Source organism: Kitasatospora sp. NPDC101157, assembly GCF_044768255.1.
In the GTDB taxonomy this organism is placed as follows: Bacteria; Actinomycetota; Actinomycetes; order Streptomycetales; family Streptomycetaceae; genus Kitasatospora.
In genome coordinates this window covers 1-20,194 of sequence record NZ_JBIWPL010000031.1, presented here as the reverse complement: position 1 = coordinate 20,194, position 20,194 = coordinate 1, and the positions used below count along the sequence as shown (strand labels likewise).

16 protein-coding genes are annotated in these 20,194 nt (G+C 73.5%); 7 read left to right on the top strand and 9 right to left on the bottom strand.

The genetic code is table 11. From position 1 onward, the window contains the following. Positions 1-12 precede the first annotated feature (12 nt). Complete coding sequence (locus ACIRVF_RS37250; protein WP_402828382.1) at positions 13-1,350, bottom strand: MFS transporter; 1,338 nt, start codon at positions 1,348-1,350, stop codon at positions 13-15. Between the two features lie 160 nt (positions 1,351-1,510). Here ACIRVF_RS37250 and ACIRVF_RS37245 point away from each other — a divergent pair, with 160 nt between their 5' ends. Continuing rightward, the gene (locus tag ACIRVF_RS37245; RefSeq protein WP_402828379.1) at positions 1,511-2,494 is read left to right on the top strand and encodes an ArsR/SmtB family transcription factor; all 984 of its coding nucleotides are present in this window, start codon (positions 1,511-1,513) and stop codon (positions 2,492-2,494) included. Positions 2,495-2,779: 285 nt separating this feature from the next. Continuing rightward, the gene (locus ACIRVF_RS37240) at positions 2,780-5,083 is read left to right on the top strand and encodes a glycosyl hydrolase family 18 protein (RefSeq protein ID WP_402828376.1); all 2,304 of its coding nucleotides are present in this window, start codon (positions 2,780-2,782) and stop codon (positions 5,081-5,083) included. 129 nt (positions 5,084-5,212) lie between these two features. On the opposite strand, the gene ACIRVF_RS37235 is transcribed toward ACIRVF_RS37240, so the two are convergent. Continuing rightward, positions 5,213-6,421, bottom strand: coding sequence for a geranylgeranyl reductase family protein (locus ACIRVF_RS37235; protein WP_402828543.1), 1,209 nt, complete (start codon positions 6,419-6,421; stop codon positions 5,213-5,215). Positions 6,422-6,666: 245 nt separating this feature from the next. Here ACIRVF_RS37235 and ACIRVF_RS37230 point away from each other — a divergent pair, with 245 nt between their 5' ends. Then, positions 6,667-8,031, top strand: coding sequence for a dipeptidase (locus ACIRVF_RS37230; protein WP_402828373.1), 1,365 nt, complete (start codon positions 6,667-6,669; stop codon positions 8,029-8,031). Here the strand turns inward: ACIRVF_RS37230 and ACIRVF_RS37225 are convergent. Further along, positions 8,007-8,834: a DUF4184 family protein gene (locus ACIRVF_RS37225; protein WP_402828370.1), complete on the bottom strand. Its 828-nt coding sequence runs from the start codon at positions 8,832-8,834 to the stop codon at positions 8,007-8,009. The two genes, ACIRVF_RS37230 and ACIRVF_RS37225, sit on opposite strands and share 25 nt — an antisense overlap. 115 nt (positions 8,835-8,949) lie before the next feature. Continuing rightward, positions 8,950-10,017: an NUDIX domain-containing protein gene (locus tag ACIRVF_RS37220; protein WP_402828368.1), complete on the bottom strand. Its 1,068-nt coding sequence runs from the start codon at positions 10,015-10,017 to the stop codon at positions 8,950-8,952. A 495-nt stretch (positions 10,018-10,512) separates the two neighbouring features. Here ACIRVF_RS37220 and ACIRVF_RS37215 point away from each other — a divergent pair, with 495 nt between their 5' ends. After that, positions 10,513-11,427 carry a PfkB family carbohydrate kinase gene (locus tag ACIRVF_RS37215; RefSeq protein ID WP_402828365.1) on the top strand — a complete coding sequence of 305 codons (915 nt, stop codon included), beginning with the start codon at positions 10,513-10,515 and terminating at the stop codon, positions 11,425-11,427. A 119-nt stretch (positions 11,428-11,546) separates the two neighbouring features. On the opposite strand, the gene ACIRVF_RS37210 is transcribed toward ACIRVF_RS37215, so the two are convergent. The 5 genes from ACIRVF_RS37210 to ACIRVF_RS37190 all read right to left on the bottom strand — a co-directional run bounded on the left by ACIRVF_RS37210 (position 11,547) and on the right by ACIRVF_RS37190 (position 16,855). Next, positions 11,547-12,491 carry a C40 family peptidase gene (locus ACIRVF_RS37210; RefSeq protein ID WP_402828362.1) on the bottom strand — a complete coding sequence of 315 codons (945 nt, stop codon included), beginning with the start codon at positions 12,489-12,491 and terminating at the stop codon, positions 11,547-11,549. A 330-nt stretch (positions 12,492-12,821) separates the two neighbouring features. Further along, positions 12,822-14,243, bottom strand: a complete 1,422-nt coding sequence (locus ACIRVF_RS37205; protein ID WP_402828359.1) for an acyl-CoA synthetase — start codon at positions 14,241-14,243, stop codon at positions 12,822-12,824. Positions 14,244-14,420: 177 nt separating this feature from the next. After that, on the bottom strand, positions 14,421-15,383 hold the full coding sequence (locus ACIRVF_RS37200; RefSeq protein WP_402828356.1) for an electron transfer flavoprotein subunit alpha/FixB family protein: 963 nt from the start codon (positions 15,381-15,383) through the stop codon (positions 14,421-14,423). Positions 15,384-15,428: 45 nt separating this feature from the next. Next, positions 15,429-16,214 carry an electron transfer flavoprotein subunit beta/FixA family protein gene (locus tag ACIRVF_RS37195; RefSeq protein ID WP_402826657.1) on the bottom strand — a complete coding sequence of 262 codons (786 nt, stop codon included), beginning with the start codon at positions 16,212-16,214 and terminating at the stop codon, positions 15,429-15,431. Between the two features lie 224 nt (positions 16,215-16,438). After that, complete coding sequence (locus ACIRVF_RS37190; RefSeq protein WP_402828354.1) at positions 16,439-16,855, bottom strand: thioredoxin family protein; 417 nt, start codon at positions 16,853-16,855, stop codon at positions 16,439-16,441. A gap of 221 nt (positions 16,856-17,076) precedes the next feature. Between ACIRVF_RS37190 and ACIRVF_RS37185 the strand changes: the two genes are divergently transcribed. The 3 genes from ACIRVF_RS37185 to ACIRVF_RS37175 all read left to right on the top strand — a co-directional run bounded on the left by ACIRVF_RS37185 (position 17,077) and on the right by ACIRVF_RS37175 (position 20,091). Further along, entirely contained in the window at positions 17,077-17,502 is a 426-nt protein-coding gene (locus ACIRVF_RS37185) for a DUF4395 domain-containing protein (protein WP_402828351.1), read from the top strand. Positions 17,503-17,751: 249 nt separating this feature from the next. Continuing rightward, positions 17,752-18,522 carry a lysophospholipid acyltransferase family protein gene (locus ACIRVF_RS37180; protein ID WP_402828348.1) on the top strand — a complete coding sequence of 257 codons (771 nt, stop codon included), beginning with the start codon at positions 17,752-17,754 and terminating at the stop codon, positions 18,520-18,522. A 279-nt stretch (positions 18,523-18,801) separates the two neighbouring features. Beyond that, a complete protein-coding gene (locus tag ACIRVF_RS37175) occupies positions 18,802-20,091 on the top strand; it encodes a TolB family protein (RefSeq protein WP_402828345.1) in 1,290 nt (429 codons plus the stop codon). The last annotated feature ends 103 nt before the right edge of the window (positions 20,092-20,194 follow it).

Below are 20,194 nucleotides of genomic sequence, written 5' to 3'. Positions count from 1 at the left end.
GGACGCGACGCGTCAGGCGGCCCGCAGCTGTGCGTCCCGCCGTCCGGCCCACCGGACGGCGGGGCCCATCGCCAGGCCGGCCGCCGCCAGCACCGCGCCCAGGACTGCCCATCCGGCCGGCCCGAAGCCGATCACCGCCGTGCTGACCAGCGCCGGACCGGCCATCATCGCGGCCGCCGTCCCGGCGTTGAACACGCCCTGGTAGGCGCCGTGGCCGCGCTCGCCCGCGAGGTCGTAGCTCAGCGCCCAGCCGCCCGCCTGGCCCATCACCTCGGCGAGCGACTGCAGCGCGACCCCGGCCAGCGCCACCACCGCGGCGACGATCCCCGGCAGTCCGTGCGCGAGGGCGATGACCAGGCAGGAGGCGGCGAGCAGCAGCCCGGCCCGACGGCACGCCCGGGCGGCGGCCGTCCGCTCCTCGGTACCGCGGGTGGCCCGCACCTGCAGGGCGATCACCATCAGGGTGTTGACGACCAGGCTGCCCGCGACGGTGATCCGCGGCGCTTCCGTGTGCTGGACGATCCACAGCGGCACGCCCACCTCCAGGACGGCGAACTGCAGGCCGAGCACCGAGCACAGCAGGGTCACCATCAGGAACGGCCCGTCCCGCAGTGCCGGGTTGCCCCGGCGGCCCTGCTCACCGCCCTTGTCGGCGGGGCCCGACGGCTTCGCCGTACCGGACCCGCTCGCCGGACCCGTCACCGCGGGCAGCCGGTGGAGCAGGAGCGCGACGGCCACGTAGGACACGGCGTCGGCCAGGATCGCGGTCAGGTAGACCGCCCGGGTGTCGAGTTGGAGCGCGATCGCGCCGAGCCCCGTTCCCAGGCAGATGCCGATGTTGGTCACCACCCGCAGGTGCGCCCGGCCGGCCACCCGGCGGTCGGCGGGCAGTACCTCGGCGTAGAGGGCGTTCCGGGCCGCGGAGGATCCCCGGTCGACGGCGGAAACGGCGCAGGCCAGGGCCACGAAGGCCGGGTAGCTGTGCACGAACGCGTACCCCGCGGTGCCGATCGCCTCCGCCGAGACCAGTGCCACCAGGACCCTCCGGGCGCCCCAGCGGTCGGCGGCCCGGCCGGCCGGCACGCTGGCGACGACCCCGCAGAGGCCGGCCGCGGTCATCCCGAACCCCAGCTGGGCGGCGCTCAGGCCGAGCACCCGGGTGAAGAACAGCACCGCGACGGACAACGAGAGGCCGTTGCCCACCGTGTTGACCAGGGTGATCCCGGCCAGTCGGCGGACCGTCGGGTCCGGGTGCAGACGGCGTCGGAGGGCCTCGGGAAGGCGGCCGGGCCGGACGGGTTCGGGCATGGCGAAGGACGGTGCGGAGGACTCCGCCGGTGAGGTGGTCACGCGACGATTCCACCGGCGGACGGGGTGGACCAGCTATTCCTTTAGGCTCTGGCTAAAACTCCGTGGGTCGGCAGTCGGACGTCGGCAGTCGCACGTCGGCAGTCGCACGCCGGCGGTCGCACGCCGGCTGCCGTACGTCGGCATCGGAAGGACAACGCCCGTGCACCGCTTCACCCTCCGCCTGGCCGACCTCGCGACCACCTGGTTCGCCTACTCCCCGATCCTGGAGGCCACGCTCAGCCTGCGGATGTGGACCCACCCGGGCGTGTACCGCCTGCAGAGCCGGGCCTTCGAGCGACTCCGGCCCTCGTTCGAGCGCCTGGACTCCCGGCTGCTGCTGTCACTGGTCACCGACAACCGCTGGGTCCCCGACTTCCTGACGCCCCGCCCGTCCGCCCCCGCCCCCGAGTTCCGCACCGAACTCGCCACCGTGCGTGGGCTGCCGCCGGAGCTGCTGCGCGGCGAACTGGAGCAGACGTTCCTGCCGAACGGACAGCCGCTGCCCGCTCTGCTCGAAGCCGGACTGGCCCGGCCTGAGCGGCTGTTGGCGCGGATCTGCGACGCGCTGGAGGAGTACTGGGAGACGTGCCTGGCGCCGACCTGGTGGCCGCAGGCCCGCACGGTGCTGGAGGCCGACCTGGTGTACCGGGCGCGGGTACTCGCCCAGCACGGCGCCGCGGCCCTGTTCACGGACCTGGACCACCGGCTGCAGTGGAGCGACGGCGTGCTGTCGATCAACCGGCAGTGGACGGACGGGGACGTGGAGACCGCGGTGGACGGCCGCGGGCTCGTCCTCTGCCCGACCTTCTTCGTCCGGGGCGCGATCACCATGATCGACAGCAGCCGCGCGCCACAGATCAGCTACCCGGCACGCGGGCAGGCGGGCATGGCCGACCAGGGCTCACCGGTGCCCCCGCAGGCCCTGGAGGCGCTGGTCGGCGCACCGAAGGCCCGACTGCTCGCACTGCTCGTCGAACCGGCCTCCACCACCGAACTCGCCTACCGCCTCGGCGTCACCCCGAGCGCGGTCAGCCAGCACCTCTCGGTCCTGTCGGCCACCGGGCTGGTCACCCGAGCCCGGCACGGCCGCTCGGTGCTGTACCGGCGCAGCGTGCTCGGGGACGAACTGACGGGCGGCAGGTAACCGCGAACAGATTTCAGCCGACAGCTTTCAGATGACAGAAAACAGATAACAGATTTCAACTTCTGTTCGCTGAAAGGTGTTACCCGTCGGCCGACACCTCACGCCGCCCACCGCCCGCCGCCCACCGCCCACCAGTAACTCCCCAGTGGTACAGACCTGTTGACGCATTGGTCCAGTCCTCCTACAGTGCCCATGCCCCGCCTCCCCACGGTGCGGGCACCCGGTCGCACCCGGACCACCCCGGTTCTACGCCCCTGTCCAACCCCCACAGCCACAGGGAGAACCATGTCCGCTCGATCCCGGGCGGGACGCCCTCGCGTGCGCAGCAGACTGCTGGCACTGCTGTCCGTCCTGCTCCTCCCCCTAGCCGCGCTGACCGCACTCGCCACCCCGGCGAGCGCCGCCGGCAAACTCACCGCCACCTTCACCACCGCCGACAACGGCTCGTGGTGGCAGGGCACGTACATCGTCCACAACGACAACGCCACCGCCGTCTCCGGCTGGACCCTGGACTTCGACCTCCCGGCCGGCGTCACCATCGGCAGCAGCAGCAACGGCACCGCGACCGTCAACAGCCGGCACGTCACCGTCGCCGCCGCGTACTACAACTCGACGGTCGGCGCCCACAGCACCACCGAGCCGTACAGCTTCTGGTTCGTCGGCAACGGCCCGGTCTCCACCCCGCTCAACTGCCGCGTCAACGGCGACAAGTGCGACGGCACCCCCGACGTCCCGCCGTCCGCCCCGGGCGCCCCCACGCTCACCGGGTCGACCGCGCACACCCTCGCCCTGGCCTGGCCGGCCGCCACCGGCGGGGACTTCCCGGTCGCCTCCTACGACGTGCTGAGCGGCTCCACCGTGCTCGCCTCCAGTCCCACCACCGGCGTCCTGGTCACCGGGCTCACCCCGGCCACCTCGTACACCCTGACCGTCCGGGCCAAGGACAGCCGCGGCAACACCGGCCCGCTCAGCGCGCCCCTCACCGCCGCCACCTTCGACCCGTCCACCGACACCGTTCCGCCCACCGCTCCGACCGACCTCCGTGCCACCGCGGTCGGCTCCTCGGACGTGACGCTCGCGTGGAACGCCGCCACCGACAACGTCCGGGTCGCCGCGTACGACGTCTACCAGGGCGACACCCTGGCGACGACGGTCGGCGACGGCACACTGACCGCGACCGTCTCCGGCCTCTCCCCGTCCACCGCCTACGCCTTCACCGTGAAGGCCCGCGACCCCGCCGACAACTCCTCGCCCGCCTCCGCCCCGCTCAACGTGACCACCGCGGACATCGTCGGCGCCGGGAAGTACGCCCGGGTCGGCTACTTCGTCCAGTGGGGCATCTACGGCCGCCAGTACTTCGTCAAGAACCTCGACACCTCGGGCGCCGCCGGCAAGCTCGACATCATCAACTACGCCTTCGAGAACATCGATCCGGTCAACCTGACCTGCCTGGCGGGCGTCACCAAGGGCACCTCCAGCAACCCGGAGGACCCGGACCAGGGCACCGGCGCCGGTGACGCCGACGCCGACTACGCCCGCCCGATGAGCGCCGACCAGTCGGTGGACGGCGTGGCCGACGACGGCTGGCGCAAACTCCGCGGCAACTTCAACCAGTTGAAGAAGCTCAAGGCCAAGTACCCCAACCTGAAGGTGGTCGTCTCGCTCGGCGGCTGGACGTACTCCAAGTTTTTCTCCGACGTGGCCGCCACCGACTCCTCCCGGCAGAAGTTCGTCAAATCCTGCGTCGACACCTGGATCAAGGGCAACCTGCCCGCCTACAACGGCGCCGGCGGCGACGGCACGGCGGCCGGGATCTTCGACGGCATCGACCTCGACTGGGAGTGGCCCGGCTCCGGCGACGGCCACCCCGGCAACCACTGGAGCGCCGGCGACAGGGCCAACCTGACCCTGCTGGCCGCCGAATTCCGCAAGCAGCTCGACGCGTTGGGCGGCCCGCACAAGCTGCTCACCGCCTTCACCCCGGCCGACCCGGCGAAGGTCGCGGCGGGCTGGGACCTCGGCAGCATCTTCAAGTCGCTCGACATCGCCAACGTCCAGGGCTACGACTTCCACGGCTCCGGCAGCGACAACTCCTGGGAGCCCAACCGCACCGGCCACGCGTCCAACCTCTACCAGGACCCGAACGACCCGTACAACTTCCACTTCAGCGTGGACGCGGCCGTCCGGACCTACCTGGGCGCCGGGGTCAACCCGCGCAAGCTGACCATCGGTTTCCCGTTCTACGGGCGCGGCTGGCAGAGCGTGGCGGACGGCGGCGCCCACGGCGCCTGGCAGTCCGCGAACGGCGCGGCACCGGGCCAGTTCGCCGAGGAGGCAGGCACCCGCGGCTACCACAACCTCGTCACCGGTGTCCCCGGCCTGACCGTCTACCACGACGCCAAGAGCGTTGCCACGTACGGCTACACGGGCGCCAACGGCCAGTGGTGGACCTTCGACGACCCCTGGTCGATCGCCCAGAAGACCGCCTACCTCAAGTCGAAGAACCTGCTCGGCGCCATGATCTGGGAGATGTCCGGCGACACCCCGTCCGGCACCCTGATGAGCTCGCTCGACACCGGGCTCAAATAGCCGACTCCGCAAGGCGGCCGGGCCGGCGCTCCTCTTCGATCGGAGGAACGCCGGCCCCGCCCGCGCCCCGAGAACCCGCGCCCCGAGGCCCGGCAACCGCTACCGCTACCGCTACCGCTACCGGAACCGCTACCGCGCGGCCATCGCCATCAGCTTGCGCGCCGCCCGGTTCTGCCGCAACAGCTGCGCGAAGGTGGTGTGCCCCTGGGTGGTCCGGGCGAACGCCCGCCACGCCGCCGGCACCAGGCAGACCGCCGCGTGGAACAGGTACGGCCGCCGCTCGAAGGCCCCCAGCAGCTGCTTGCCCGCGCGCATCTCCACACCCAGCCCGGCCTTCACCGCGAACGCGTAGTTCAGCGCCTCACGCCGCACCGCCCCCGCGTCTCCCGCCTCCGCGACCCGCACCGCCCACTCACCGGCCAGCCGGCCGGAGCGCAGCGCGTACGAGATGCCCTCGCGGGTCCACGGCTCCAGCAGCCCGGCCGCGTCCCCGGCGACCAGCACCCGGCCCCGGGAGAGCGGCGAGTCCTCGGCCCGGCAGCGGGTCAGGTGCCCGGACTCGACCCGCGGGGTGAAGCCCGACAGGCCCAGCCGCCGGATGTAGTCGGCGAGGTACTGCTTGGTCCGCTCGCCGTCGCCGCGCGCCGAGATGACGCCCACGGTCAGGCTGCTGGTCTCGGTCTTCGGGAACACCCAGCCGTAACTGCCGGGCAGCGGACCCCAGTCGAGGTGGATCCGGTCCGACCAGTCGGCGGCCACCTGCGGCGGCACCGGGATCTCGGCCTCCAGGCCGAGGTCGATCTGGTCGAAGGTGACACCCACGTGGCGGGCGATCCGGCTGGCGCTGCCGTCCGCGCCGACCACCGCGCGGGCCTCGAAGCTGCGCCCGTCGGCCGCCGTCACCAGCGCCGTCCGGTGCTCGCCGCCGCGCTGCTCGACCCCGGTGACGGTCACCCCGGTGACCAGCACCGCCCCGGCCTGCTTGGCCGCCTGCACCAGGCGCAGGTCGAACTCGTCCCGGTTGACCAGCCCGAACAGCATCCGCCGATTGCGGCGCGTCCGGGTGTACCGGCCGTCGTACGCGAAGGTGACGGCGGACACCCGGTCCTGCAGCGGCAGTTCGAAGTTCGGCGGCAGGCTGTCCCGGGACGGGCCGATGATCCCGCCGCCGCAGGTCTTGTAGCGGGGGTGCTCGGCCTTGTCGAGCAGCAGCACCCGGCGGCCCTGCGCGGCGGCGGCGTGAGCGGCCGAGGCCCCGGCCGGTCCGGCGCCGACCACCACGACGTCCCAGACGCCGTCGGGCGGCAGCGGCACCCCGTCGAGCGGGCTGTCGAGCACTCCGTCGAGCGGGGTGTCGAGCGGGCTGTTGAGCGGGCTACGGGAATCGGGGCTTCCGGAGTCAGTCACGTCGAGCAATCCTATGCGTCCGACCACCCGCCCGGACGCCGCACCGCCCACCGATCCCGAAGCTCCCCGAAGGCTCCCGAACGGCTCCCGAGCAGCTCCGCCTATGATCGGCGGTACCCCAACCGACCTCCTCCGTCCGAACCACCCCCCGGGCGGACCTCCCCCTCGGAGCACCGATGTCACAGCCCCTGGCCGACGCCGTCCGGTCCTTGATGGACCGTGCCCGCACCGACCTCGCCGAGCTGGTCGCCTTCCCGTCGGTCGCCGACCCGCGCCAGTTCCCGGTCGAGGAGTGCCAGAAGGCCGCCCAGTGGGTCGCCGACGCCTTCGCCGCCGAGGGCCTGGGCAACATCCAGCTGCTGGACACCCCGGACGGCACCCAGTCCGTCTACGGCGAACTGCCCGGCCCGGAGGGCGCACCGACCGTCCTGCTCTACTCGCACTACGACGTCCAGCCCCCGCTCGACGAGAACGACTGGCTCAGCCCCGCCTTCGAGCTGACCGAGCGTGACGGCCGCTGGTACGGGCGCGGCGCCGCCGACTGCAAGGGCAACATCCTGATGCACCTGACCGCCCTGCGGGCGCTGCGCCAGGTGTACGGGGACGGCTACCCGGTCGGCCTGAAGATCATCGTCGAGGGCTCGGAGGAGCAGGGCACCGGCGGCCTGGAGCGCTACGCGGAGGCCCACCCCGAGCTGCTCGCCGCCGACGTGATCGTGATCGGTGACACCGGCAACTTCGCTCCCGGCCTGCCCACCGTGACCGCCTCGCTGCGCGGTATGACGGTGGTCGAGGCCTCGATCACCACCCTGGCCGGCAACCTCCACTCCGGTGCCTTCGGCGGCGCCGCCCCGGACGCGCTGCAGTCCCTGGTCCGGGTGCTCGCCTCGCTGCACGACGAGAACGGCGACGTCGCGGTCGCCGGGCTGGCCTCCGACCAGACCTGGGAGGGCGTGCAGTACCCGGAGGAGCAGTTCCGCGCCGACGCCAAGGTGGTCGACGGCGTCGCGCTGACCGGTACCGGCACCGTCGCCGACCGCCTCTGGGCCCGCCCGTCCGTCACCGTCCTCGGCATCGACGCCCCGCCGGTGATCGGCGCGACCTCCTCGGTGCAGGCCACCGCCAAGGCGCTGATCAGCCTGCGCGTCCCGCCGGGCATGAGCTCGGACGCCGCCCAGGACGCCCTGGTCGCCCACCTGGAGGCACAGGTCCGGCTGGGCGCCCGGCTGACGGTCCAGCGCCAGGGCAACGGCGCCCCGTTCCTCGCCGACACCGACGGTCCGGCCTACGAGGCGATGGGCGAGGCGATGGCCGAGGCCTTCGGCACCCCGATGGTGACGGCCGGCGAGGGCGGCTCGATCCCGCTCTGCAACACCCTGCGCTCGCTCTACCCGCAGGCCGAGATCGTGCTGATCGGTGTCGAGGAGCCGACCACCCAGATCCACGCCGTCAACGAGAGCGTCGACCCGCAGGAGCTGGAGCGGATGGCCCTCGCCGAGGCCCTGTTCCTCCGCCGCTACGCCGAACTGCGTTCCAGCTGACGCGAGTTCGCACCGGGCCCGGGCCGCCCGCCACGCCAACGGCGGGCGGCCGCGACCACCGCCGCGTAGCCGACCGCGCCCACCGCGAGTCCGGCCCCGGCACCGAAGCACACCTCCGGGACGAAGTTGCGCCGCAGCGGGCTCAGCCGGTGCAGCACCCCGGCCGCCGTCGCCGCGCCCAGCGCCGCGGTGGCCAGCCGCCGGGTCCGCGGCGCGAGCCGCACGGCCGGGCGCACCGGTTCCACGGCCCGTACCGCGCGCGCGGCCCAACCGCCCATCGCGGCCAGCGCGAGCGCCGAACTCCCGTACTGCAGAGCCTCGTAGACCGGGACGCCGGCCACCTTCCGGTCCAGTACGGGCAGCAGCCGCACGCCCAGCCGACCGCCGTGGGTGAAGGCGTCCCAACCGACGTGGGTGGCCGCTCCGACGGCCGCGGAGGCCAGGAACCACGCCGCGTCGACGCCCCGCGGGCCCGCGCCCGAGCCGCCCGGCCGCCGGACCGTCAGCGCCTCCGCGCCGGCCGCCCAGTGCTCGGGCAGCAGTCCCACCAGCGGCGCCCGCAGCAGCCCGTGCCACCCGGCCACCAGCGCACCGGCGATCGCCACGTCCAGCGTCGGGACCGCCCACCAGGCGTGCGTCAGGCCGCCGTGCCCGTACACCCCGGGCACCAGCGACTCCGCGAAGAACGGCACGTCGGGCGCCATCGACCCGGCCACCAGCGCCGAGGCCACCAACGGCCCGCGCTCCCCGGCGGCGCGCAGCAGGGGCAGGACGGCGGCGGGGTGGCTCAACGTGAAGGGCATGTCCCCATCCTGACGCCCCCACCGCCCGCCCGACCAACCAGGGCCCGCGCTCCCACCGCACCGGCCGTCCCCACCGCACCGGCCGTCCCCACCGCACCGGCCGTCCCCGCGAGTCCTACACGGCGTCCGCCGTGCTGGCCAGGCCGAGCGCCACCCGGCACCCCGCCTCCAGGTACCGCAGCTCCCCGCTCCGCCGGGCGTCCAGCGCGGCCGCGAGGCGCCGGTAGCGGCTCGGCGGCAGCAGGTCGGCCGCCTCGTCCAGCGTGACGAACCGGCAGCCGCGCAGTTCCTCCTGCTGGAGCAGCAGGTTCTGCCGGCCGGCGTCGTCCAGCAGACCGCCGTCGTACATCAGCCGCAGGCCGCCGCGGCGTGGGCCGGTGCGCGGTTCCCAGTCGACGGCGAGCAGGCGCAGCACCGAGGGGTCGAGCCGCAGCCCCAGTTCCTCGGCGGTCTCGCGCAGGGCGGCATCGGTGGGGGCCTCACCGCGTTCGACCACGCCGCCGGGGAAGTCCCAGTCGGGCTTGTACACCGGGTCGACGAGCAGCACCCGGTCCTGCTCGTCGAAGAACAGCACGGCCGAGGCGACGGTGTCCCCGGTCTGGTCGGGGGCCTGGACGATCGGGCAGCGCGCGTCGCCGACCCGGACCAGCTCGGCTATCCGGTGCGCGGTCTCGCGCGGGGTGAGCGCGCTGGTGTCGAGCATCCGGGCGTCGCCGACCAGCCAGCGGCGGGCGGCCCGATAGCGGGGCAGGTGTTCGAAGCACCAGGTCCGGACCCGCTCGCTGGCCTCCGGGTCGCCGGGGCACTCCTCGCGGCTCGCGATGCGGTCACGCAGGATCGTTTCTTCTGGGTCCAGGACGAAGTGGTGCACCGCGATCCCGTGCGCGGCGAGGTCTCCGAAAATCTCGTCCCGGTAGTCCTCTCTGAGCAGCGTCATCGGTACCACCAGCGGGCCGCCGACCTCGCCGAGCAGCGCGGCCGCCGTTTCGGGCACGAGCCGGCGCCAGGCCGCGAGGTCCTGGAAGTCGGACACCGTGGCCAGCCGGTCGGCCGGGAGCATCCGGCGCAGTGCGAAGCCCACCAGCTCGGGATCGAAGAGCACGCTCCCCGGCAGCAGTTCCACCAGCTCGCGGCAGGCGCTCGTCTTGCCCGCCCCGAATGTGCCATTGACCCAGACGATCACAACGTCCCCTGCCCTCGACTTGCCCCGATGCCGTTCGCACCGGGCAGCGCCCCCGTCGGCCGAACCAGCGCCACCCGTGGTGGTACCCGCGCCGAGCCGCTCCCCAAAACTGCTCGCCGCGCCCGTCCGCGCGCCCCGGCCCTCCCCTTGACAGGGGCATGTGCCCAGGCCACGGGCCCGATACGGACATGTGTCGGAGCGGCCGACATCAAAGCCGCACCCTGCGGCCACGCCATGCGCACGGGAACCCGGACCGGCCGACTTCCCGCGCGCGCCCCACCCGTACGCCGCTCACCCCGCCCCTGCGCCGCCCCGCGCCCCTCCCCGCCACGAGTCGGCCACGACCCAGCCACAACCCGGCGCGATCCGGCCCGACCCCGCACGACCCCGCACGACCCCGCACGACCCCGCACGGCCCGGCACGACCGACCGGCCTCCGCCCGCCACGGTGCGTACCCCTTGCGCCGCACGCGCCCCCGCGCGTACAGAGGGACGATGAAGCTGCTCCCCGCCGGCCGGGTCATCGTCATCGGCTCGGTCAACACCGACCGGATCCTCCGCTGCCCGGTACTCCCCTCACCCGGCGAGACCGTCCTCGCCGACGACGCTACCCAGGGGTTCGGCGGCAAGGGCGCCAACCAGGCGGTGGCGGCGGCCCGGATGGGGGCCGCGACCCACCTGGTCGCCAAGGTAGGGCGCGACGCCGACGGAGAGGCGGCGCTCGCCGATCTGCGCGGCGCGCAGGTCGAGACGGGCGCCGTGCACACCGACACCGGTGCGCCCACCGGTCAGGCGATCGTCATGGTCGACCCCGGCGGCGAGAACAGCATCGTGGTCGTCCCGGGCGCCAACGCCCGGCTGACCCCGGAGGAGGTCACCGCCGCCCTGGCCCGGCTCCACGTGCTCCCGGTCGACGTGGTGCTCACCAGCAACGAGGTCCCCGCGGACTGCATCCGCGCCACCGCCGCAGCGCTGCCCGCCACGGGCCCCAACGGCGGCACCCGCTGGCTGCACAACACCGCCCCGGCCGGCGACCTGCCCGGCCCCGGTCCCAGCGGCCGCCGCCCCCTGGTGGTGGCCAACGCCGTCGAGGCCCGCCAGCTCACCGGCGCCGCGACCACCGCCGAGGCGGCCCACGTCCTGGCCCGACGGGCCGAGGGGGCGGTGGTCACCCTCGGCGGCGAGGGCGCCCTGGTCGTCACCGGGGAAGGACTCACCCGGCTGCCCGCACCCGCCGTCCGGGTGGTCGACACCACCGGTGCCGGCGACGTGTTCTGCGGCGCGCTCGCTGCCCGGCTCGCCCGCGGCGCGTCCCTCCCGGACGCGGCCGCCACCGCCGTGGCCGCCGGGGCCTTCGCCGTCACCGCGCTCGGCGCCCGCGGCGCACTCCCCCGCCCGGCCGACCACTGACCGACCACTGACGGACCGCTGACGGACCGAAGACCGACCGTTGACCGACCGACGTTCGACGGCGAGGCCCGCACGCGGGGCACCCGGCCCGCAGGCCCGGGCGCCCCGCGCGGCGTGCGCTACGGCCGTCCCATGAACGCCGGGTAGTACCCCTTGCTGATCGACGAGATCCGGATCCGCGTCCCGGGCCGCGCGGCCTCCACGTACTGGTTGTTGCCGAGGTAGATCGCCACGTGCTGGATGCCCCGGGCGGTCCCGCTCGGTGACCAGAACAGCAGGTCACCGCGGCGCAGCTGGCTCGCCTTGATCGGCGTGGTGGCCGCGTACTGGTCGTTGGCGACCCGCGGCAGGGAGATGCCGCCGCGCCGGAAGGACTGCTGCACCAGGCCCGAGCAGTCATACCCGTCGGGCCCGTTGCCCGCGGTCCGGAACGGCTTGCCGAGTTGGGCGAGCGCGTACTGCACCGCCGTCTCGACGTTGTGGTCCGCCGCCACCGAGCCGCTGGAGGCACCGCCCGAGGAGCCGGACGACGAACCGGACGAGGAGCCGCCCGAGGACGAGGAGCCGCCGGTCCGCTCCAGGTAGACGTCGTAGTGGGAGGTCCAGCGCCACTCCCCCTTGCTGTTCTTGAACCAGTACCGGGAGCCGTCCCAGCCCTGCTTGATGCCGCCGTTCGAGGACTTCGACGACGATTTGGACGAGGCCGAGGACGAGGACTTCGACGACGAGGACTTCGAGGAGGACTTCGCCCCGCCGGTCCGCTCCAGGTACACGCTGTAGTGGCTGGTCCAGCGCCACTGTCCCTGGCTGTTCTTGAACCAGTACCGCGAGCCGTCCCACCCGGCGTGCGCCGGCGCCCGCTCGGCCGCGGCGGGGCTCACGCCGGTGCCGAGGCCGATGGCCCCCGCGCCGACCGCGATCACGGCCGCCATGCCTATCCCCCGGCGGATCCGCCCGGCCCGCCCGGGACGGTCGGCGGCGGCGGAACGGGCGTCGATGGCGGGGGCGTGCTGCCCGGTCGGTTCGTCGGCGGCATCCGGCGCGCCGGTGTTGACGGTGGTCATCCTGCTGACTTCCTTCACTGCTGCGAACGCACTGCGGCGAACGGCCGCCGAGGGGGCGGCTGCGGAAACTGCTGCGGACACGCGGTACGCCCCGGAAGGACCGGTTCGTACGGCTCGGCAGATCCCGTCCGACGTGCCGCGGCCTCCGGCCGTGCGACCGGAAGTCGCGACACGTCGCCCGGGATTCAGTTCTGCCTGCGTGTCACGTTAAGCACGCGTTCGCTCACTGCGCGCAGTGGAGTGCGCCAAAGGAAGGTTTCCGGGCTGGGGGCACCGACGGCGCATCAGGGTGAACACCCGTCACCGCCGGGCGCTCCCGACGCCCCCTCATCAACGGCCCTCGGCCTCCGCTAGCAGCTGCTTCTTCAGCACCTTCCCCAGGGCGTTCCTGGGCAGTTCGGGCACGAGCACCACCCGGCGCGGCCGCTTGTGCACCGAGAGCCGCTCCGCCACGAAGGCCGTCAGCTGTTCTCCCGTCACGGCGCCGTCCGGAACGACGTACGCGACGATCGCCTGTCCGAGGTCCTCGTCCGGCGCGCCGACCACCGCCGCGTCGGCGACCGCCGGGTGGTCGCGCAGCGCGGCCTCCACCTCACCCGCGCCGATCCGGTAGCCGCCGCTCTTGATCAGGTCCACCGAGGCGCGGCCGACGATCCGGTGGAAGCCGTCCGCCCCGATCACGGCGACGTCCCCGGTGCGGAACCAGCCGTCCGCCGTCCACGCCTCGGCGTCGGCGTCCGGCCGATTGAGGTAGCCGCTGAACAGCGTGGGGCCGCAGACCTGCAGCTCGCCGACGCTCTCCCCGTCGTACGGCACCGGCTCGCCCTCCTCGCCGACCAGCCGGGTGCGCATCCCCTCCAGCGGCAGCCCGACGCTGCCGGGGCGCCGCTCGCCGTCCGCCCGGGTGCTGACGGTGATCAGGGACTCGGTCATCCCGTAGCGCTCGATCGGGGCGTGCCCGGTGAGCGCCGCCAGCTTCTCGAACACCGGTACGGGCAGCGGCGCGCTGCCGGAGACCAGCAGCCGGGCCGAGGACAGTCGCCCGGCCGCCTGCTGATCCGCCGCCAGCCGGGACCAGACGGTGGGCACACCGAAGTACAGGCTGCCGCCCGCCGCCGCGTACGCCGCGGGGCCGGGCCGGCCGGTGTGCACCAGCCGGCTGCCGGTGCGCAGGGCGCCGAGCACGCCGAGCAGCAGCCCGTGCACGTGGAACAGCGGCAGCCCGTGGACGAGGGTGTCCTCGGCGGTCCACTGCCAGGCGGCGGCGAGGGCGTCCAGGTCGGCGGCGATCGCCGCCCGCCGGATCACCGCGCCCTTGGGCGCGCCGGTGGTGCCCGAGGTGTAGAGCACGAAGCCGGTGGCGTCGGCGGCCGGCTCGGCGTACGTGGTCGACGAGCGCTCGGCGGGGTCGACGGGCAGGGCCGTCACCGACACGCCGTCGGGCGCGGTCTCTCCGGCGGCGTGCGCCAGCAGCGTCGCGCCCGAGTCGCGCAGGATGTGCTCACGCTCCTTGGGGCCCGAGTCGGGCGGCAGCGGCACCACCGGGACGCCCGCCAGCAGGCCGCCGACCACGGCGGTGACCGTCTCCACGGTGGGCCGGGCGAGCACGGCGAGCGCGGGAGCCCCGGCCACCCGGTCGGCCACCGCGGTCGCCGCGCCGAGCAGCTCCTCCCGGGAGAACGCCCGGCCGTCGATCCGCAGCGCGTCCGCCGCGTCGCCGTGGTCGCCCTGAAGTGCCGTCAGCAGTGCCATGCTTCCGTCCTCGCTCTCGTCCTCGCCCTGATCGCGCCGCCGGGCTCCCGTGCCCGGCCGCCGTCGGCCGACTCTACGGGCCGGCGCCGCGCCGCCTCCCGCACGGGGGCGGAAACGGCGGAGGGCGCGGCACCGAGCACCCGGTGCCACGCCCTCCGGTCCACGGGACCGCTCGGATCAGCCCTTGCGGGCCTTCACCTCGGTGGTGAGCTGCGGCAGCACCTGGAAGAGGTCGCCGACCACGCCGTAGTCGACCAGCTCGAAGATCGGGGCCTCGGGGTCCTTGTTGACGGCCACGATGGTCTTCGAGGTCTGCATGCCGGCCCGGTGCTGGATGGCACCGGAGATGCCCGCCGCGATGTACAGCTGCGGGGAGACCTGCTTGCCGGTCTGGCCGACCTGGTTGCTGTGCGGGTACCAGCCGGCGTCGACGGCGGCGCGCGAGGCGCCGACGGCCGCGCCCAGGGCGTCCGCGAGCTCCTCGACCACGCCGAAGCCCTCGGCGGCACCGACGCCGCGGCCGCCGGAGACCACGATGGCGGCCTCGGTCAGCTCGGGGCGGCCGGTCGAGACGCGCGGGGTGCGCGAGGTGACCGTGGCGGCGTTGCCGGTGAACTCCACCGACACGTTCTCGACGGTGCCGGCGGCCGGGGCGGCCTCCGGGGCGACGGCGTTCGGCTTGACGGTGATGACCGGCGCGCCCTTGGTGACCTTGGACTTCACCTGGAAGGACGCGGCGAACACCGACTGGGTGGCGACCGGACCGCCGTCGCCGGCCTCCAGGTCGACGGCGTCGGTGATGATGCCGGAGCCGATCCGCAGCGCGACGCGCGCGGCGACCTCCTTGCCCTCGCCGGAGGACGTCACCAGCACGGCGGCCGGGGACACCGTCCGGGCGATCTGGGCCAGGGCGTCCACCTTGGGGACGACCAGCTGGTCGGCGAACTCGGCGCCGTCCGCGACGTACACCTTGGCGGCGCCGAACTCGGCGGCCCTGGCGGCGATGTCGGCGGCCGCGGCACCCGCGCCCAGCACGACGGCGGACGGCTCGCCGATGCGGCGGGCCAGGGTCAGCAGTTCGAGGGCGGGCTTGCGGACCGTGCCCTCGGCGTGGTCCACCAGAACCAGGATCTCAGCCATGATTCGTTGCTCCTGATCGATCGTTGGATGCGCTGACGGGCGGGACTAGATGAACTTCTGGTCGGCGAGGAACGCGGCGAGCTGCTTGCCGCCCTCGCCCTCGTCCTTGACGACCGTGCCCGCGGTGCGCGCCGGACGCGCCGCCACCGACTCGACCGCCGTCCACGAACCCGCCAGGCCGACCTCGTCCGCCTCGATGCCCAGGTCGTCCAGGTCCAGCGACTGCACCGGCTTCTTCTTCGCCGCCATGATCCCCTTGAACGAGGGGTAGCGGGCCTCGCCCGACTGGTCCGTCACCGAGACCACGGCCGGCAGCGGGGCCTCGACCAGCTCGGTCGCCGCGTCACCGTCACGACGGCCCTTCACCACGCCGCCCTCGACCGACACCTCGGACAGCAGCGTCACCTGCGGCACACCCAGCCGCTCCGCCAGCAGCGCCGGCAGCACGCCCATCGTGCCGTCCGTCGACGCCATGCCACCGATCACCAGGTCGAACCCGGTCTTCTCCAGCGCCTTCGCCAGGATCGCCGACGTCCCCAGCACATCCGAACCGTGGATGTCGTCGTCGTTCACGTGGACGGCCTTGTCCGCACCCATCGACAGCGCCTTGCGCAGCGCGTCCTTCGCGTCGTCCGGACCCACCGTCAGCACCGTCACCTCGGCACCGTCGTTCGCCTCGGCGATCCGCAGCGCCTGCTCGACGCCGTACTCGTCCAGCTCCGACAGGAGGCCGTCCACACCCTCCCGGTCGGTGGTGTGGTCGTCCGCGAAACGACGGTCACCCGTCGCGTCCGGCACGTACTTCACACAGACAACGATCCTCAAGCTCACGGCCTTGTCTCCTGTACTGGTCTCGTCCGGCGGCTGCGGCGTGCAAGCGGGCGCGAACACGGCACGCACCCGCTCCGGGCAGCGAGTTTCCCGTGCCGGTCCGGAACTTCCTGGCAGCATACTCGGCGGTAGTCCAGGGGTCACTACTGGCCAGTAGCTTATGCCGGACGGCCCGCCCCGCAGCCTGCGCCCATCCTGCCCCAGCGGGGGTTACCCGTCACCCGTCACCCGACCGCCGCGCCCAGCGCCGCGATCACGTCCGCCTTGCGCGGCATCCCCGCCGCCCGGCGCACCACCCGCCCCGCCGCGTCCAGCACCAGTACGGTCGGCGTCCGCAGGACCTCCAGCCGACGGACCAGCTCCAGTTGCGCCTCGGCGTCCAGCTCGACGTGCTCGACGCCGTCGACCATCACCGCGACCTCGGCGAGCACCCGCCGGGTGGCCCGGCAGGGCTGGCAGAAGGCGGTGGAGAACTGCAGCAGGGTCGCCCGCTCACCGAGCGGGCCGCCCAGGTCCGCCTCCGACAGCTGTACCGTCCCGTCCTTGGTGCGCACCCTCAGCCTTCCGTCGCGCCCGGCCCTCAACAGCCCGAACGTGGTCGCCAGCGCAAGCACGACAACGCACACCACCAGTCCGGTCATCCCCCCAGTCTGCGACAGCCCGTGCGAGCTCCGAAAGGGAGGTCGACCCGCCGACACCGGGCCCGTACGATCGGCAGGTGGACTCCGACCCCCTTCCCCCGCCGCTGCTGACCACCCGTCGCGCCGTCGACCCGCAGCCGGCCGCCACCGCCAGCTGTCGCTAACGCGCCCCGCCGCAGCCGCTCGCCGCAGCCGTCCGTCGCGACCCTCCCGGAGCCCCCGTGCAGACCGACCCCCGCGCTCCCCGCTTCGCCGCCGCACTCACCGCCCTGGTGCTGGCCGCCGTCCTCATCACCGGCAGCGGGCTGCTGCTGGCCGCCCAGACCGTCGTGTTCGTCATCGGCGCCATCGGCGGCCCCCGAGTCTCCCCGTACGGCCGGCTGTTCCACACCTTCATCGCCCCGCGCCTGGCGCCGCCCACCGAGACCCAGGACGAGCGACCGCTGCGCTTCGCCCAGGGCGGCGGGGCCGTCTTCGCCGCCGTCGGCACCCTCGGCCACCTCACCGAGGTCACCTGGCTCGGCCTGCTGTCCACCGCGTTCGCCCTGGCGGCCGCTTTCCTCAACGCCGCCTTCGGCTACTGCCTGGGCTGCGAGATCTACCCGATCGTCCGACGCGCCCAGGGGCGCCTGGGCGCGGGCGCCTGACGCAGCCCCGACACCACCCGGCCGGGAAACGAGAGAGGAACGGGAAGGTTCCCGACCGAATTCATCACGGAGATCACACCGTGAATATTCGCTTGACCGCACGCCTCAGGTGACAGCAGGCACTCGTTCGGGGGATCATCTCCGTGTATCACCCGTGACCGCCGCGGCGTGCCGTGCTCCGGTCGGCTCCCGCGCACGGCGCGGGTACCCGCCGTACCGGGCTCCGGCCCGTAGAAGTCAGGACTGACCGTGGCAGAGTTCGTCTACCCGCCGGTGATCGGCGCCGCACTCACCGCCTTCCGCGCGCTCGACGTGCGGATCAAGATCATCGGTGCCGAGAACATCCCCGCCGAGGGCGGAGCGGTGCTGGTGAGCAACCACATCAGCTACCTGGACTTCCTCTTCGCCGGACTCGGCGCCTACCGCGGCGGGAAGCGCAAGACGCGCTTCATGGCCAAGGACGACGTCTTCCGGCACCGCATCTCCGGTCCGCTGATGCGCGGCATGAAGCACATCCCGGTCGACCGCGCCGACGGCCAGCCCGCCTACGAGGCCGCCGTGCGCGCCCTCAAGGCCGGCGAGGTCGTCGGGGTCTTCCCCGAGGCGACCATCAGCCGCTCGTTCATGCTGAAGAAGTTCAAGACCGGTGCGGCCCGGATGGCCGCCGACTCCGGCGCCCCGCTGCTGCCCGTCGTCCTCTGGGGCACCCAGCAGCTCTGGACCAAGGGCCGGCCCAAGACCCTGACCAAGCGCCACGTCCCGGTGACGATCATGATCGGCGAACCGATCCACCTCGGCCCGAACGACAAGCCCGTCATGGTCACCAGAAAGCTGCGCGCCGCCATGAGCGAGATGCTCGACAAGGCCCAGCGCGAGTACCCCGGCAAGCCCTCCGGGCCGGACGACACCTGGTGGCTGCCCGCCCAGCTCGGCGGCACCGCGCCGACCCTGGAGGTCGCCGAGGCCGAGGACGAGGCGGAGGCCGCCGCCAAGGCCGAGCGCCGCGCCGCCCGGGGCTGACCCGCGCTCCGGAGACCTTCCGTCCACTCCGCGTGACCGCGCAGACGCGATCCGTCGCGTGTCGCCCGGCTCCCGGCGCTTCCGTCTGGCACAGTGACAGCTCGTTCCAGGGGCCTTCTTCCCCTGGATTCGTCCTGAGCCCGTCCCGCCATCGGAGCCGGGCGCACGTCGGAGCGGTCGGAAAGGTCGGAATCGGAGATGACGCGGAGCGCCGGTACACGGCAGTCCCCCACGAGCAAGGCCCGCACCCGCGCGACCGCCGGTGCGGGCCTTCTGCTCATGGGCGCCCTCATCACCGGCTGCGGGGCCGAGCCGGGCGAGATCCCGCTCTCCGAGATCCGACCCGAGTCCCCCACCGCCACTCCCCAGCCCACCCAGTCCGCGACGCCGGGCGTCGTCGGCGCCGCGAACGCGGAGGCGCACAACGGACTGATCGTCAGCCGGGCCTACACCGACACCACCCGCACCACCAGTGCCATCGTCACCGTCGGCCCCGACGGAACCGGCCAGCGCCAGATCACCCAGCCGCCCGAGCGCGCCCGCGACGACCGCCCCGACTGGTCCCCCGACGGCAGCGCCATCGCCTTCGACCGCACCGACCCCCGGACCGGCGCCGCCCGCCTCTGGACGGTCTCCGCCACCGGCGACAACGCCCACCAGATCAGCCAGCTCTGCGACACCGCCAGCGCCGGCGCCGACTGTGCCAACGAGGACGAACGCGCCCCCGCCTTCTCCCCCGACGGCAAGCAACTGGCCTTCAGCCGCTCCTGGGGCGCCCTCGACCAGGCCCACGGCAACCAGGTCCAGTACTCGGACCTCTACCTGATGAGCCCCGACGGCACCAACGTCCAGCGGCTCACCTTCCTGACGAACGACAAGCCCTACTCCGGCGCCGTCGGCAACCCCAGCTGGTCGCCCGACGGCAAGCAGCTCACCTTCGAGTACCGCACCAGCGCCACCGGACAGCCGGCCAACGGTCGCGCCATCTACGTCGTCGGTGTCGACGGCACCGGGCTCCGCCAGCTCACCCCCTGGGAACTGCGGGCCGGCGACCGCGCGGTCTGGTCCCCCGACGGCACCCAGATCCTCTTCACCACCTACCCGGCCGGCGCCGACAACGCCCCCGGCGGGGGCATCTACACCGTCCACCCCGACGGCACCGCCATCGGCGCCCTCACCCCCGCGCCGTCGACGACCTTCTACGGCGGCGCGGCCTACGCGCCCGACGGCAAGTCCATCGTCTTCACCCAGGCCCCCGCGGGCTCCGGCCCGGATCTCTACAGCATGCGGCCGGACGGTACGGGCGTCACCAAGCTCACCAACAGCGCGGACAAATGGCTCAGCCGTCCGGCCTGGGGAACGGCGGCCGTACCGGCCCCGACCGCCCAGCCGTCCGAAACGCCGTCAGCTTCGGCTTCGGCTCCAGCCTCGGCGGCGCCGTCCGGGGGCGCCTCGGCGGCCGCGTCGGCATCGGCCGGGCCGACGCCGGCTCAGGCACAGGGACAGGGACAGGGACAGCCGAAGACCGATGACAACCAGCAGCCCGGCGGCGAGAACGACGACAACTGAGCAGAAAAGCGAAAAGCCCCTGATCCGATTGGATCAGGGGCTTTTCTGAATGATTGTTCGGCGGCGTCCTACTCTCCCACAGGGTCCCCCCTGCAGTACCATC